This is a genomic window from Xanthomonas hortorum (genome assembly GCF_040279205.1).
Lineage (GTDB): Bacteria > Pseudomonadota > Gammaproteobacteria > Xanthomonadales > Xanthomonadaceae > Xanthomonas > Xanthomonas hortorum_F.
On record NZ_JBEOLS010000019.1, the window covers coordinates 1 to 13315 of the forward strand.

At 54.9% G+C, this 13315-nt stretch carries 9 protein-coding genes and 1 pseudogene; 2 read left to right on the forward strand and 8 right to left on the reverse strand.

All coding sequences use genetic code 11. From position 1 onward, the window contains the following. Window positions 1–197, forward strand: a pseudogene (locus ABS769_RS09650) (hypothetical protein); the annotation flags it as partial. 371 nt (window positions 198–568) lie between these two features. Here the strand turns inward: ABS769_RS09650 and ABS769_RS09655 are convergent. Genes ABS769_RS09655 through ABS769_RS09680 form a run of 6 tightly spaced genes read right to left on the reverse strand, consistent with a single transcriptional unit; the run spans window position 569 to window position 7326 of the window. Then, window positions 569–985, reverse strand: coding sequence for a type IV pilin protein (locus tag ABS769_RS09655; protein WP_317061438.1), 417 nt, complete (start codon window positions 983–985; stop codon window positions 569–571). 12 nt (window positions 986–997) lie between these two features. Then, complete coding sequence (locus ABS769_RS09660; RefSeq protein ID WP_350498150.1) at window positions 998–4765, reverse strand: pilus assembly protein; 3768 nt, start codon at window positions 4763–4765, stop codon at window positions 998–1000. Between the two features lie 8 nt (window positions 4766–4773). Then, window positions 4774–5286: a pilus assembly PilX family protein gene (locus ABS769_RS09665; protein ID WP_317061440.1), complete on the reverse strand. Its 513-nt coding sequence runs from the start codon at window positions 5284–5286 to the stop codon at window positions 4774–4776. Further along, a complete protein-coding gene (locus tag ABS769_RS09670) occupies window positions 5283–6296 on the reverse strand; it encodes a PilW family protein (protein ID WP_317061441.1) in 1014 nt (337 codons plus the stop codon). Before ABS769_RS09670 ends, ABS769_RS09665 begins: the two co-directional genes overlap by 4 nt. Further along, a complete protein-coding gene (gene pilV / locus ABS769_RS09675) occupies window positions 6293–6727 on the reverse strand; it encodes a type IV pilus modification protein PilV (protein WP_317061442.1) in 435 nt (144 codons plus the stop codon). The genes ABS769_RS09670 and pilV overlap by 4 nt, the downstream gene beginning before the upstream one ends. After that, window positions 6727–7326, reverse strand: coding sequence for a GspH/FimT family pseudopilin (locus ABS769_RS09680; protein ID WP_317061443.1), 600 nt, complete (start codon window positions 7324–7326; stop codon window positions 6727–6729). The genes pilV and ABS769_RS09680 overlap by 1 nt, the downstream gene beginning before the upstream one ends. 193 nt (window positions 7327–7519) lie before the next feature. Between ABS769_RS09680 and ABS769_RS09685 the strand changes: the two genes are divergently transcribed. Continuing rightward, on the forward strand, window positions 7520–8548 hold the full coding sequence (locus ABS769_RS09685; protein WP_317061444.1) for a sensor histidine kinase: 1029 nt from the start codon (window positions 7520–7522) through the stop codon (window positions 8546–8548). A 14-nt stretch (window positions 8549–8562) separates the two neighbouring features. On the opposite strand, the gene ppnN is transcribed toward ABS769_RS09685, so the two are convergent. Further along, the gene (gene ppnN / locus ABS769_RS09690) at window positions 8563–9948 is read right to left on the reverse strand and encodes a nucleotide 5'-monophosphate nucleosidase PpnN (RefSeq protein WP_115040428.1); all 1386 of its coding nucleotides are present in this window, start codon (window positions 9946–9948) and stop codon (window positions 8563–8565) included. A gap of 105 nt (window positions 9949–10053) precedes the next feature. Beyond that, the gene (locus ABS769_RS09695) at window positions 10054–13248 is read right to left on the reverse strand and encodes a TonB-dependent receptor (protein WP_317061445.1); all 3195 of its coding nucleotides are present in this window, start codon (window positions 13246–13248) and stop codon (window positions 10054–10056) included. Window positions 13249–13315: the final 67 nt, after the last annotated feature.

A 13315-nucleotide genomic window follows, 5' to 3' on the forward strand; every position in this document is an offset into this window, starting at 1 on the left:
AACTCACCGGCGAGTGGTACGTGCTGCTGGAGCGCCAAAGGCCGGTGCCACCCGGCGAACCCTTCGCGCGTTTTGTCCAGCGCGATTGCAGTAGCTTCGACCAGGGGCGACGTGGCACCGTCATGTGGGCCACGCGCCACGAGGCGAGGATCCGAGCTGAGGTGGCCACCCGGATGCCGCGTGCCCGAGCCATCTAGGGCGCAGTCGGTGACCGCAAGGATCGGGAAAATTGGCAGGACGCCCCAGCGCGCACAGGGCCTCCGGCGCCGGCCGCCGGGAAAAATAAGCTAGATAAGTTGCTGATTCGCAAGCTCAGTAGAGCTAACTGTTAATCAGGGGGTCGTTGGTTCGAGTCCAACTTCGGGCGCCAGATGTAAAAAAGACCTCGTCAGAGGTCTTTTTTTTTGCCCAAACTTGTTCTCAGTCTGACGGTTTGAGGCTGAGCTGATCGCTCGTGAACCTCGTGCTGCTTGAAGAGCCTCCCTAAGTCCGGCGAAGCTAACCGATAGAAAGACGCCCCACACCACCGTTTCAAGCTGCAATTAGCGTATTGGACATCCTTACGGTGCTAAAAACATTGCGAGGCCCCACCTGTTCCTGAAGCAGTACGCAGGCCTTTCTGATCGATCGTCAATGTGGCGCATGTCGGATCGTCTTGCTTTGGTGTGGGGGTTGCAGTCAATGTGAATGTGGTAACTGCGGGTGTACCTGAAGAGAACGTGTAGAAGTTAGATACGTCGGCACTGCACGCCCCCATACTTCCGCCCACATAGGTCATCTTGGTCGTGTAATAACGCTCCATGGTCTGCACACCTTCTTGAAGACAGGCTGCTGCGGCAGAACGTCGAGATTTAATGACAGATGAGCGATAGCTATTCAATGCGATCGTGCTAAGAATCGCAATTATGGCGACAGCGATCATCAACTCCAGCAGACTGAAGCCGGAAGAATGACGAGAGACGAGCTCGAATTTCTTGCTTTTCATGGAATACATGACCTAGTCCCTGATGATTTCGCGCCAAGACACGCGCCCTGCGTTTCTGTTATCTGCAGTATTAAGGCTACCAAGATTTCCGCTAGAACCGCCCACAACCACTTTTCCGCGCAGGATGTTAGACAGCGTCGGCATTCCCACTCCCAAATTGACTGAACCGACCGGGACGCCGCCCACCCCACCCACCGTCTCGTCCTTGAAATCGCCATCGCCATCAAGGTCAAAGAAAGATTCCGTACTACTTGAACCGGTGAAAGCATCCAGAGAATTGATGTATCCGGTACCGTCCGCCTGACATGCACTTGCTGTTGGAATGATGCTACTCACCACCAGCGTTCTACTGAACACCTGAGCTTCGGTCACAATTCGCTCACCCTCCAGGGTGGTTGATCCACCTGCAGTCGCCGCAGGTTTCGCAAGGTCGATGTACCATCCCTTGGAATTTGCAGGCAACACTGAATTCGCTTCGAACCCGCGTACTGGATAACCATTTTGTGTACCGGTCACTTTGATCGAGCGCGCCGTCAGCACACTGCGAGCTAGAGGCGTGTTGCTAGTCGCATTACTTGTGTCAATAATCCCATACAGACTCTGACCACTCTTGTCGGTCATATCACCGGTAGTCATGAACCTGCCTGTACCAAAGAAAAGCCAGGTGTCGTAAGTATTCGGATTCAGCGCAACCGTCATATTCGCCGAAATCGGCTGCGTGCTACTGGCAGTACCAACAGGATACGAGGCAGTAAATATTGGCTTACCTGAATTTGCGACCCCCCAACTCGTCACGGCAGCTGCAGAAAGGTCAAACTTCCAAACATTGCCGAGCATATCACCAGCATAAACATAGTCCACGGTACCGCTCGCGTCCGTATCCCAACCTGTAGCGCCGGAAAGTCCATTGGGCGCACTGGAAGAACCAATACCCGTGCTAATTTGCTTGATAAGAGCACCTGTATCCAGGTTATAGATCAATAGCACGGCCTGATCATTAGTACTATTGATGCCATTCGCGACGACAAGCGCAGTCGTACCGTCGTTTAACTTGGCGATGAATGGACGAGCTTGGATCAGGCCTATGTTGCTGGCATCAAGGTCGACAGCAGCACCATAACGTTCCCACTTCACTTTGCTGGCCGAAAAACTACTTGGCGCAGTGACGTCGAGCGCATATATCCCCTTACCCCCCTTCCCCAAGGCACCGACCAAAATCGTCTTATTAGGCGTTTGGGCTCGCGTAGACAGAACGACTGGGCCATCGACAAAATAACGATGACTATACGTCGGGGCACTCAAACTACCCAAATCGGAAAAGTTAATTGCCGAGGGAATATATGCGAATTGTTCAACACCATTGGCCGCATTGAAAGCATGCAACATTCCGTCATTTGCGCCAACATAAACGGTATTCGTATCAGCAGAATAGGCAGGCGAAGAGCTCACGATGTCACCTAGAAGCGAGGTGCGGTTACGCAATGCACCGCCATTTACAATCTCTTTGCTGCGATCACCAGCAATGTAGGCAGCATTATCCACACCTGAAACAACAGGTGTCGCAGTCCTTGCTAGCAAAACTGACTGGGCGGTGGTGGGAAAGGCCGCGCCAGCAAGACCATCCCAGGTGAAAATCTTCCGATTGCTTGTCGGTATCCCAGCCGACGCACTCCAGTTGGCGGTGGAAGAGACATTTTGGTCGGCAACCGGATACGCCTTAAGCTCACCGGTCCATATCCCAGAAAGATAGCTAGCCATGAACACGAGCGTGCCGCCATCCAGACTGGTCGAAGTCGCGGAAACATTAGAGAACGAACCAGTACGCTGTGTGATCGTAGAGAGCGCAGCGGTTAGACCAAGCTTGAACGCATTCGGATCTGCAGCCGAAAGAAACGTACCACGTCCATTAACCGAGGCATGCCACAAATCATCAAGGCGCGCTAGAACATCATCGTTCCCGGTAGAACCAGTCTGCGGATCTGGCCAACTTTTCGTACCTGCGGTCAAACTAGGAAGATCGGTCCTCGGATTCAGGATGCCGCGCGCACCGATTGCAATAGCGAAAGTAACCATATGTTGCCAGAACGCAGGATCGGCATTTGTCGTTGGGACAATATTATCAAGATCCCGACGCAAATCAGTCTTCCAGTACTGCATGGCGACGTCCGCCAACGTGTTCGTGTAGGTATCCGAATAAGGTGCGCTTGCAGTATAACCATACGGAGCCGGCAAGCCATTTGGACCGCTATACGTCGCACCATTGATTCCATCCTGGTTGCCCGGATTCGCGCTGGTAGTGCCGTTCCAATAACCGTCTGTCGTCATGATGGCAAAGTTCTGCCGACAAGCATATTGATCATTTCCGGCCTCAGGACCATATGGCCCGGTGGCAGCCGAACTCTGAAAATACTGACCTACGCCATCCAGCGAATCGAGCAGTGGTGTCCCATTGTATCCAGTTGCATTATAAAGTCGGTTATACCAGTTCGTTCTTGCATTGGTCGCCGCTGCGCCGCCAGAGGCCGCGCGATCGATGAATAGCCCTTGATTACCGTCATTTACCGGGATATCCAAACTATTTCGCGACCAGATGGTTCTGAAGCCAACGCGAACATTCGCGCCAAGATCGCTGAATGCCTGACCCGCGCCCGCCTTTGCTGTCTTGATGCGTGTTCGATGATATGAAAACCATGTCGCATAATTGGCAGCCTCAGCAGCTGCATCTCTTCCAGTAGGAGTTACTGCAGTACAGTTGATCCAACTATTTGCCCCAGTTGAAGAAGCATCACAGCGATTGGTCTGAGCAAGCGTCGCCCCAAGGGTATAAGTCACCGAATTACCGAAACCCTGCCCTCGCGAAACCTGGAGCGAGTACGACGTATCAGATGTGGGCTTAACCGTGCACGCCTTCGACTGACCAGCATCTAACGTCTCACTACAAACATTAGTCGATGCGCCAGTGACTTTAAGGCTCAATATCAACTGACGAAATCCACTTCCAGCAGCTAGCGTAGTGGTGAGCGTGGCGTTCGCAGGAACTACAATGGTATAGGTATCCGGCGTCCCGGCAACTGAATCGGAACGAGGATATCCCGACACATTCGAATTCGAACTGATCGCAGGACCATATTCACTCCTCACTACACTACTAACACTATTAATTTGATAGCGATAGTAATTGTTTGAATTTGATAAATAACTTACCGCGCTATTACCCGTATTTTTTGGAACATAAAATGTTTTAACGCCACCACAGACCGGAGTGTCATTTTTTGTCCCAGTATCGTTACCATTTCTGTCAAAATTGCCACAGCTAGCGGAATTGGCCAGATCTATAGTTGTTCCACTAGCCTTGTTAAAATCACCATAAACAGCACCATATGAAGTCCCGCCCGTCATCGGCGTACCTGCAGACGTCAGCCAAGGCTGATAAGTAGTTCCAGGATTATAATAAATTGTATTGCCGATATAAGTATCATTGGTTATGTTAAGCGCGCTTGCCGCTGATGTATCACATGCTGCACCATCAGTATTTCGCCGGCAAATAGTAGATATATCGGGATTAGCAAGCTGCTCGAATGCCATCGAACCAGAGTCATCCAATATGAACATGATATTGGGCGGCACACGGCTGGCGGTGGTTAAAGGGTCAGTTGGCAATGTGATGCCCGCATTGGCAGGCAGTGACAACAATGTGGCAAGCGTAGAAAACGCCGGTACGCGAAGCGCGTTGCATAGCGCAGCCAACCGTAGACTGACAGGAATTTTTTTAATGTTCATAATCAGCCTTACTGCTTGATGTAGTTAGTCTGCAGCAGCACCTGGGAGCGCCCGGCACCTTCACTGACAGCCGTAATGCGATACCTTGGAGCCAAGCACAGTGCCGGTATTGGTGAAATGCGGTCGCACGCCGGCCATGTTGGCGCATCGCCCATATATTCGATGATGTATTGTGGTGCGGCAGTAGAATCTACTGTCAGCGCTGCAGTTCGCCAGCCCGCGCGGCTAACTATGAGCCAGCGATCGGAATCAGTTGCAACCGGAGTTGCACAGATTCCATCAGCACAGCCACTGGTAGGAATTGTCAACGTGACTGCAGACTTGATCCGGTCCTCGGCTTCACGTATGGCTCCCTCCGCCGCTTGAAAACTTCTACCTCTATCCACAAGGTTCGATGCCATCCTTTCTTCAAGGACTGTACTGCGTAGCACTGCCAAACCAAGCAAAGTCATTATCAGCAAAAGCAACAGCACGACAATGAGCGAAGCGCCGTATTGGCCTCGCGGGTCAAGAATCTTCATGAATTGCGATTCCGAAGAGCGATCACATGACTTAATGTGCGACTGATGGGTTCACCCGCGGGTCCAACACGAGTTGGATCTAGCATTTCCAGGCGCAAGCCTATGGCAACGACAGTCGACCAATCCGCCACAGCAGTGGCGTTTACGTAAGAGCTCTGTCCTTTCGTCAGATATTGCAACTGCATATCGTTGACGCCTTCGAGAATTTCATCGCTACGCTGAGTCAATGCATTACCCGAATACACCATTTGAGACTGATACAAGGACCTTGTGCCACGCGCATTGGTACCGATATACCACCGTGCGGCATGTAAATTGGCAACTACAGAGCCAGGCGCAACGAATGCGAACTGTGAACCCCCACAAACAGGCATTGCAAGCCCGGTGGAACAGTTACCAGGAGAAACACCGGAAACAGCATGCGTAATATTGGAACCACTCGCAGCACTAACCTGGAAAATAGCGGACTGTCGCGCATTGCAAGCGACTACGACATCTCCGACATTGATACCAGCGGCGGCAGCGGTCACATTAAGGGTAAAAGTCGCCGATCCCGTGTTGTCCGATGATATGGTGGCCACTTCATAGCCCGACCCCAGAATCTGAAGTGCATCTGTTCCAGCAACGCGTGTACCTACCGCAGTGCCGTTGGCGGGCGAACCCGACGCAAATGCGTCCTCCACTCCAGTGACACCGGAATTCCAGTTATCGATATTCGTAAACCAGTTACCGGCTTTGTTTTTGAGTACGTTCGCGACTGGAACCGTGTTCACACAAGGATTTCCGGATGCTTCACGCACATCTCTGGCCATCAGCTCAAAAGCCGTACGCACATTCTCCTGGACCCGCCCCAGACTCTCGGTGGCGCTGTAGGTACGACGATTGGCGATAAAGATGCCAATGGCAGCACCTACTACCAACAATCCCAATACAAGCGCAATCATCAACTCGATCAACGTCACGCCATGCATGCGTGATCGCGCGACAGACGTTCGTTTCATCAGATTCATAGACGGGTCTTGATTGAAAATTGCTGAGTGGCACTGCCATCCTTGGCCCGACTATCGTCCCAACTTACAATCGCCTCGCAAGCAGTAGCGCTACAGCTGATCTTGCCGCACGCAGTGGAATTGATTGACGTCTTCAATCCTTGCAGCCAATTGCTGATGTCGTTGGAGACAAGACTGGAACCGGTAGGCGCGGCACAGGATGTCTGGTTGTATCCACCTGATGTAGCGACTGCCGAATTTGCGCGCATCGAGTCAAAAATCGTATATGCCTGAATCACGGCCTGACTCCGCTCAAGTGAGCTTTGGCTATTGCGCAGCGCGGTCGCCTGCATCGCGGCGATTCCCAACATGCCAACACCGAGGATGAGCACAGAAATTAGCACTTCGATCAAACCGATACCCGACATGGAATTGCGTTTGATGGTCTTCATTACATGCCTTGTACCGTGACAGGTGCATTTACAGGAGCAGCGCACGCTACGTCGCTTGCACCCGTACGAACTGCGGCACGGCTGCCACTGACAATCACGACTACACGCACATTTTCCGTCGGGTTGCTTGTCGTCAAACAAGAACTGACCGCTGCGGCAAGCAGCGCGCCTGTTGAATCACGCGCCAGACCATCAGCCCGGAATTCGATTGCGTTTCCATTGCTGACAATGGCCGGACTCGCCTGGATCAACAGCGGCGTCTTCGCGGTACCAATCCGCAAAACCTCGTTTGTGGCCTTGACCATGACAACCCACTGATTCCAAGAGCCACTGCTGCAACTAGATGCATCGCTACTGGGGCAAATCAACACCGTTTGATTGCGCCGCACAGCTTCAGATCTGGCCAATTGCATGGACGCCAGCACCTCGTTAGCAGAGGCAGTCAGGCGGCTGCTATTGATCAACCCTGTGAAACTGGGGATAGCTATCGCTGCCACGATCGCGATTACAGCCACGGTGACCATCAGTTCAACTAGGCTAAAGCCTAGGCACTTCGCTAGACGTGCCCGGCCTTGCGGGTCGCATTGCAACGCCTGCATGGTTTTTTCTCTTAATATTCCCCGAGACAACGCTAGTCGCTGGTGCCAAACAGTGCAACGAATGACCGATGGGCGGCAACCTTGAGGGCGCGAACGGAGGCTCCAAAGCCTCGGAGACCTAGAAAGCCCTCAGAGACCTCAGAGGCAGGCATCATGCATGTATCGCCTTACAGCTTGGACGCCTTGCAGACAAATGCACAATCCATCCACTGGAGTACACCCCCTAGACACGTTGCGTCAGGCACCGGTTATCATCTGGACTTTGCTGGCCGGAGAGGGGGTTGCAGCCGTACTGGCACTCGCACCCGCCCTGGACGGAAACCGATGGGTCTATTTCGGTCTTGCCTCCCTGACAGTGCAATGGGTCGCATTACTAACGCTAACCTGTCTTTATGGGCTACGGCGCCGCCTCACTGATCTCAAGCCTCTTCATATCGCCACGTTGTCTTTAGTGGTGATGCTTGCATGCACGTGGGTGGTGTGTGCCGCGACGTGGGTAACGCTGCATGAAACTTGGAATATGAGCTCTCGGGAATGGCTCTTGACGTTCCTCCGTACGACGGGAATTGCGCTAACAGTAGGAATTCTGGGATTGCTGGCATTTCACAATCACTGGCGAGCAAGACAGTTAGCGTTACAGACAAAGCAGGCGCAATTGGACGCGCTACGGGCACGTATACGCCCGCATTTTCTTTTCAATACACTCAACACGGGGGTCGCTCTTGTCCATGCTAACCCTGAACAAGCAGAGCAGCTGCTGTTAGATCTGGCAGACTTGTTTCGAGCTGCCATGAGCAATTCTGACCATATCAGTCTGAGCGAAGAAATCGCACTGACGCAGCGTTATCTGGAAATTGAAAGAATGCGATTGGGGCGGCGTTTAACCATCGATTGGCAGATTCCCTCGCTACTTCCAGATATCCAGATCCCGACTCTATCAATTCAACCACTGTTGGAAAATGCTATTCGTCATGGCATAGAACCTAGCATCGACGGCGGTTCCATCTCGATCAAAATTTTCTTTGAGGGCGCGAGGACGCGGATCGAGATCATCAACCCTCTACCATCGGCTCAAGAGCACACTAGCCGCGGCCACCAGCTAGGCCTGGCGGCAGTGAGGGCCAGACTAGAAACATCAGGCAACGGCCAGGCATGCCTTACGACCCAGCGTGCTGATGGAATCTTCATCAGCACGCTAGATCTGCCCATGATCAGCGCATAAGGAGTGTGCTGTGCTCAGGTCACCACCCGATAACAAGGCCTATAGTCCCCCGAGATCTTCATCCGGCGCTGCTCGACAAATCCGCGCAGGAGCTCGTCCAGCGCCTGCATGATGTCCGGGTCGCCGTGGATCTCGAAGGGGCCGAACTCTTCGATGCGACGCATGCCGTCTTCCTTGACGTTGCCGGCGACGATGCCGGAGAAGGCGCGGCGCAGGTCCGCGGCCAGCGCGGGAGCCGGGCGCCCATGGTGCAGGTCGAGGGCGGCCATGGCCTCGTGGCTGGGTTCGAACGGTTGCTGGTATTCGAGCGGGATGTGCACCGACCAGTTGAAGTAGTACGAGTCCTTCTGGTCCTTGCGGTGCGCGCGCACCTCATGGATGCCTTCGGCCATGCGACGCGCCACTGCGACCGGGTCGCCGACGATGATCTCGTAGCGCGAAGCGACAGCTTCGCCCAGGGTGAGGCGGATGAAGCGGTCGATCTGCTCGAAATACGGCGCGGCGATGGTCGGGCCGGTCAGGATCAGCGGGAACGGCAGGTCGGCGTTTTCTTCGCGCAGCAGGATGCCGAGCAGGTAGAGGATCTCCTCAGCCGTGCCGACGCCGCCCGGGAACACCAGGATGCCGTGGCCGATGCGGACAAAGGCCTCCAGGCGCTTCTCGATGTCCGGCATGATCACCAGGTGGTTGACGATCGGGTTCGGCGATTCGGCGGCGATGATGCCCGGCTCAGTGACGCCGATGTAGCGGGTGTGGTGCTTGCGCTGCTTGGCATGCGCGATGGTGGCGCCCTTCATCGGGCCCTTCATCGCTCCCGGGCCGCAGCCGGTGCAGATGTCCAGGCCGCGCAGGCCGAGCTCATAGCCCACCTGCTTGGTGTAGAGGTATTCGTCGCGCGAAATTGAATGGCCGCCCCAGCACACGACAAGGTTCGGGTCGGACGGCTGCAGGATGCGTGCGTTGCGCAGCTGGCCGAACACGGCGTTGGTGATGCCTTCGCTGGTATCGAGATCGGCGCGCTGCGCTTCGAGCTCGATCGCCATGTAGGCCAGATCACGCACGACGGCGAACAGCAGCTCAGCCACACCTCGGATGATTTCGCCATCGACAAACGCCATCGCCGGCGCATTGCTCAGATCGATGCGGATGCCACGATCCTGCTGGTTCACCTGGATGTCGAAATCCGGATACAGGTCACGGGCGGCGCGCGGATCGTCCGAAGCGCTGCCGCTGGTGAGCACTGCTAGCGCACACCGACGCAACAGCTCGTGCATGCCGCCACTGGAGGCATCGCGCAAGCGCGCCACTTCCGCCTTGGACAACACATCCAGACCGCCACGCGGATAAATCCGCGCATCCACCACCGGCAGCGCCCGTGCTGCCGTACTGCTGAGTTCCATAGCTTGCTCCTGTCGTATCTCAGAACTTTAGCGTACTCACCCGCCCAAAAGAAAACGGCCGGGAGAACCCGGCCGTTTTTGCAGACTTCGACACTCTAGCCAGCTTTAGAACTGGTAGCGGAAGCCCAACTGCAGCGCCCAACGGGAGATGCCCTTGTCGTCGTAGACGGTGGACAAGTCCGGTTCGTTGAAGCGGTAGACATATTTGCCGGTTGCAGCATCGATACCGCCGTACTCAACAACGCCCTTGAAGCCTGGGAACCCGTACTCGTCGACGCGACCCCACTTCTTATTGAGCAGGTTGCCCACGTTCATGACATCGACCCAGATCTGCGCCTTGTTGCCATCGAAGAAGCCAGGCAGTTCCTGCTCGAGATGCAGATCGAACTGATTCACCCAGGAGTTGCGAACGGCATTACGACCGGCCAACTGTCCCTGGTGCGAAGACAGATACTTGTCGTTGTTGACGTAGCTCCAGAAGGCATTCTCTTCAGCCGCACTTCCGAACAGCACATCGCCACGGCCATTCGGAATGTAGAGCAGGTCATTGGCGCGGCCATCACCATTGGCATCGTTATCGAACGTATAGCTATACGGACGACCGCTACGCCCCTGATAAATTAGACCAAGCTTGGTGGCGTAGTCACCGAAGAAGTTGTGCTTCCACTGTAGTGTACCGAGGATGCTGTCCTTGATCTCGTAAGCGGAAGTAGCGTTGACCTCTTCATTCGCCTGGAAGGTCGCTACATTCAACAGCTGCGAGCCCGACGTAGAGCTAGTCAGGCCGCTCACTTCCTTCGCGTTCGAGTACGTGTAAGCCAGGCTCCACGACCAGTCGCTGTCGTTGAAAGGTTTATTCAAACCGACGGTGAAGCTCTGCGTACCGCCCTGGTCTGTTGGACGCGCAATGATTGCATCGTTGAAGCCCTGATTGCTGTTGGCACGTGTCAGCGCGTTGCCAGTGAAGCGGCCCAAGCTATCCCAGCTCGCACGGTTGCGACCAACTGCGTTCCAGTAGATCTGACGACCATCCTGACCAACCGCAGTCGGGGCACCAAGATTGAGTTGCTCGTAGTAGATAGCCTCATTGACCTTAGTAACCACGCCTTCCAACGAACCGATAATGCCGTACCACGGCAATTCGGTATCGAATGCCAAGTTGGCTTTCCACACCGATGGCTGCCCAAGACCCTTGTCAACAAAGTCGACCGATTGGGTCGCTCCGCCGGTACCGGTGGGCTGGTTGTTAATATCCGGAGTGAAGCGAATACCGCCAGTGGCAATCTCGTTCGCGTTGCGGAAATTGTAGTCCGTATAAGCCAGACCGGTGTTGGAGAATGGATTGGACAGCCACACAGATGCGGCAGCACCCTGGAACAGACCAACACCACCACGTAACTGGGTGGGACGCTCGGCATCGAACGTGTAATTGAAGCCAAAGCGCGGCTGCCAAAGATCGTTACCATCGAGCGTGGCGTCGTTACGCACGCCGAAGGCGTTGAACGCGGCTTGATTGAACTGCGGGCTGTCCGGAACCATCTGTTTGTCGTAGCGCAGGCCGAAGGTCAACGTCAGGTTGTTGTTGACTGCCCAGGTGTCCTGAACAAACAGGCCGAGGTTGCGCAGGCCCCACTTGGCTGCGATGTCATCAATATTACCGGTGTTCGAAGACGAATACCGGTAAGACACAGGACGATTGGCGCGGTAAGCAGCGATCGAATCAAAGTTGTAGGAACCGAAAACGCGCGGACCAAACAGGTTGAAAATATCGTTGTCTTCGTAGTCGAAGCCGAACTTTACCGTGTGATCGTTGAGGAACAAGTTGCCAGCGAAAAAAGCATTCCATGTTTCAGTGCGCAACTCGTTGGCCTGAGTATTTGCCTCGGTACCGAGGTTCACCGAGTTTGCGCCCACGCGAACATTGATGGCCGGCAACTGCGACGCTGCAGTACGCACAGCAGAGTAGTCGCGATAAGACACCTTGGCCTCTGTGGAGAAGGTCTCGGTCCAGTCGCTGAACAACTGTGCGGTATAGGTCTCCAACTCAAAATCACGAGCGTAATGGAACGAGTTCAGAGCCAAGGAACTGGTGCTGAAACCATTGAGATTGGCGGTACTCTGCTCGGACTTGCCGTAACGAAACGAGCCACGGTGCTTGTCGCTGATGTTCCAGTCGAACTTGAAGCCCTTTTCCTCGGAGTCGGAATCCAATGCAGGCAACGTCAAGGTTCCGGGATCAAAACCGTACACATTGCGCGAAATATCAGCGATCTCGTCGACCTGCGCCTGGGTGATGTTTACCGTATTGCTTGCGCCAGAACCTGTCGGGCCAAAGCCGCTGTTACCGGTGAAAACACCTTTGCCCTTGTACTTTTCGTAGTTTGCGAAAAAGAACAGCTTGTCCTTGACGATCGGACCACCCAGGGTCAGACCGTAGGTCGACTCGCGATCAAATAGCTGCGGACGGATGTCGTTCTGATTCTTGCCAGACCAATCGTTCTCGCGATAGGTGCCATAGACCGAACCGTGGAATTCGTTGGTGCCCGACTTAGTGACCGCATTGATCACGCCACCGGTGCCGCCACTGATCGTGACGTCGTAATTGGCCACGTCCACTGAGATTTCATCGATGACGTCCATCGAGAACGGCTGGCGCGGGGTTGGCAGGCTGTTGGATTCCAGGCCGAAGGCGTCGTTGGTGCTGATGCCGTCGACGCGGATCGCGTTGTAGCGCGGATTCTGGCCTGCGATGGAGATTTCGTTACGCGCCTTGTCGGTCTGCGCGACGCGTGGATCCAGACGTACGTAGTCCTGCAGGTTGCGGTTGATCGACGGCAGCGATTCGATTTCTTCACGGGTCACATTGGTGCCGGTGCCCATTTTGTTGGCGCTGAAGATCGCCGAACCGTAGTTGCTGGCGATCGCCTGCACCGTGCCCAGCGTGGCCAGATCTCCGCCCAGGGCTGCATCGACCTGATTGACCTTGTCCAGGTTCAAATACACGCCTTCACGTGTCGTGTTGCCTGCGCCGGAAGCGGCGATGGTGATGGTGTACGGACCACCCACACGCAAGCCGCGCGCGTTGTAGCGTCCGCTGGCATCGGTGGTGGCGCGGCTGACGGTGCCCGATTCGACGTGGGTGATCGTCACTTCGGCATTCGGCACCGGCTGACCGCCGCTGCTGGTGACCAGGCCAGCGACGCCGGCGGAGGTGCTCTGCGCGAACACGGGGGCAGCGGCAAGTGCGGCAACAAGGCCAAGCGTCAGCTTGGAGATGCGAAGACAACGGGGGTGGGTCATTTCGGTAGCCTCGATACAGGTTGGGCAGTGACAAAAAGGCGCAGTCAGCCCAACCGTTCCCGGGGAT

Bases quoted from the DNA above. Each gene is read 5' to 3' on its own strand.
- ABS769_RS09665 (WP_317061440.1), bottom strand. From the start codon at position 5,286: ATGAAGATTCTTGACCCGCGAGGCCAATACGGCGCTTCGCTCATTGTC.
- ABS769_RS09670 (WP_317061441.1), bottom strand. From the start codon at position 6,296: ATGAATCTGATGAAACGAACGTCTGTCGCGCGATCACGCATGCATGGC.
- ABS769_RS09680 (WP_317061443.1), bottom strand. From the start codon at position 7,326: ATGCAGGCGTTGCAATGCGACCCGCAAGGCCGGGCACGTCTAGCGAAG.
- ABS769_RS09660 (WP_350498150.1), bottom strand. From the start codon at position 4,765: ATGAACATTAAAAAAATTCCTGTCAGTCTACGGTTGGCTGCGCTATGC.
- ppnN (WP_115040428.1), bottom strand. From the start codon at position 9,948: ATGGAACTCAGCAGTACGGCAGCACGGGCGCTGCCGGTGGTGGATGCG.
- pilV (WP_317061442.1), bottom strand. From the start codon at position 6,727: ATGAAGACCATCAAACGCAATTCCATGTCGGGTATCGGTTTGATCGAA.
- ABS769_RS09655 (WP_317061438.1), bottom strand. From the start codon at position 985: ATGAAAAGCAAGAAATTCGAGCTCGTCTCTCGTCATTCTTCCGGCTTC.
- ABS769_RS09685 (WP_317061444.1), top strand. From the start codon at position 7,520: ATGCACAATCCATCCACTGGAGTACACCCCCTAGACACGTTGCGTCAG.
- ABS769_RS09695 (WP_317061445.1), bottom strand. From the start codon at position 13,248: ATGACCCACCCCCGTTGTCTTCGCATCTCCAAGCTGACGCTTGGCCTT.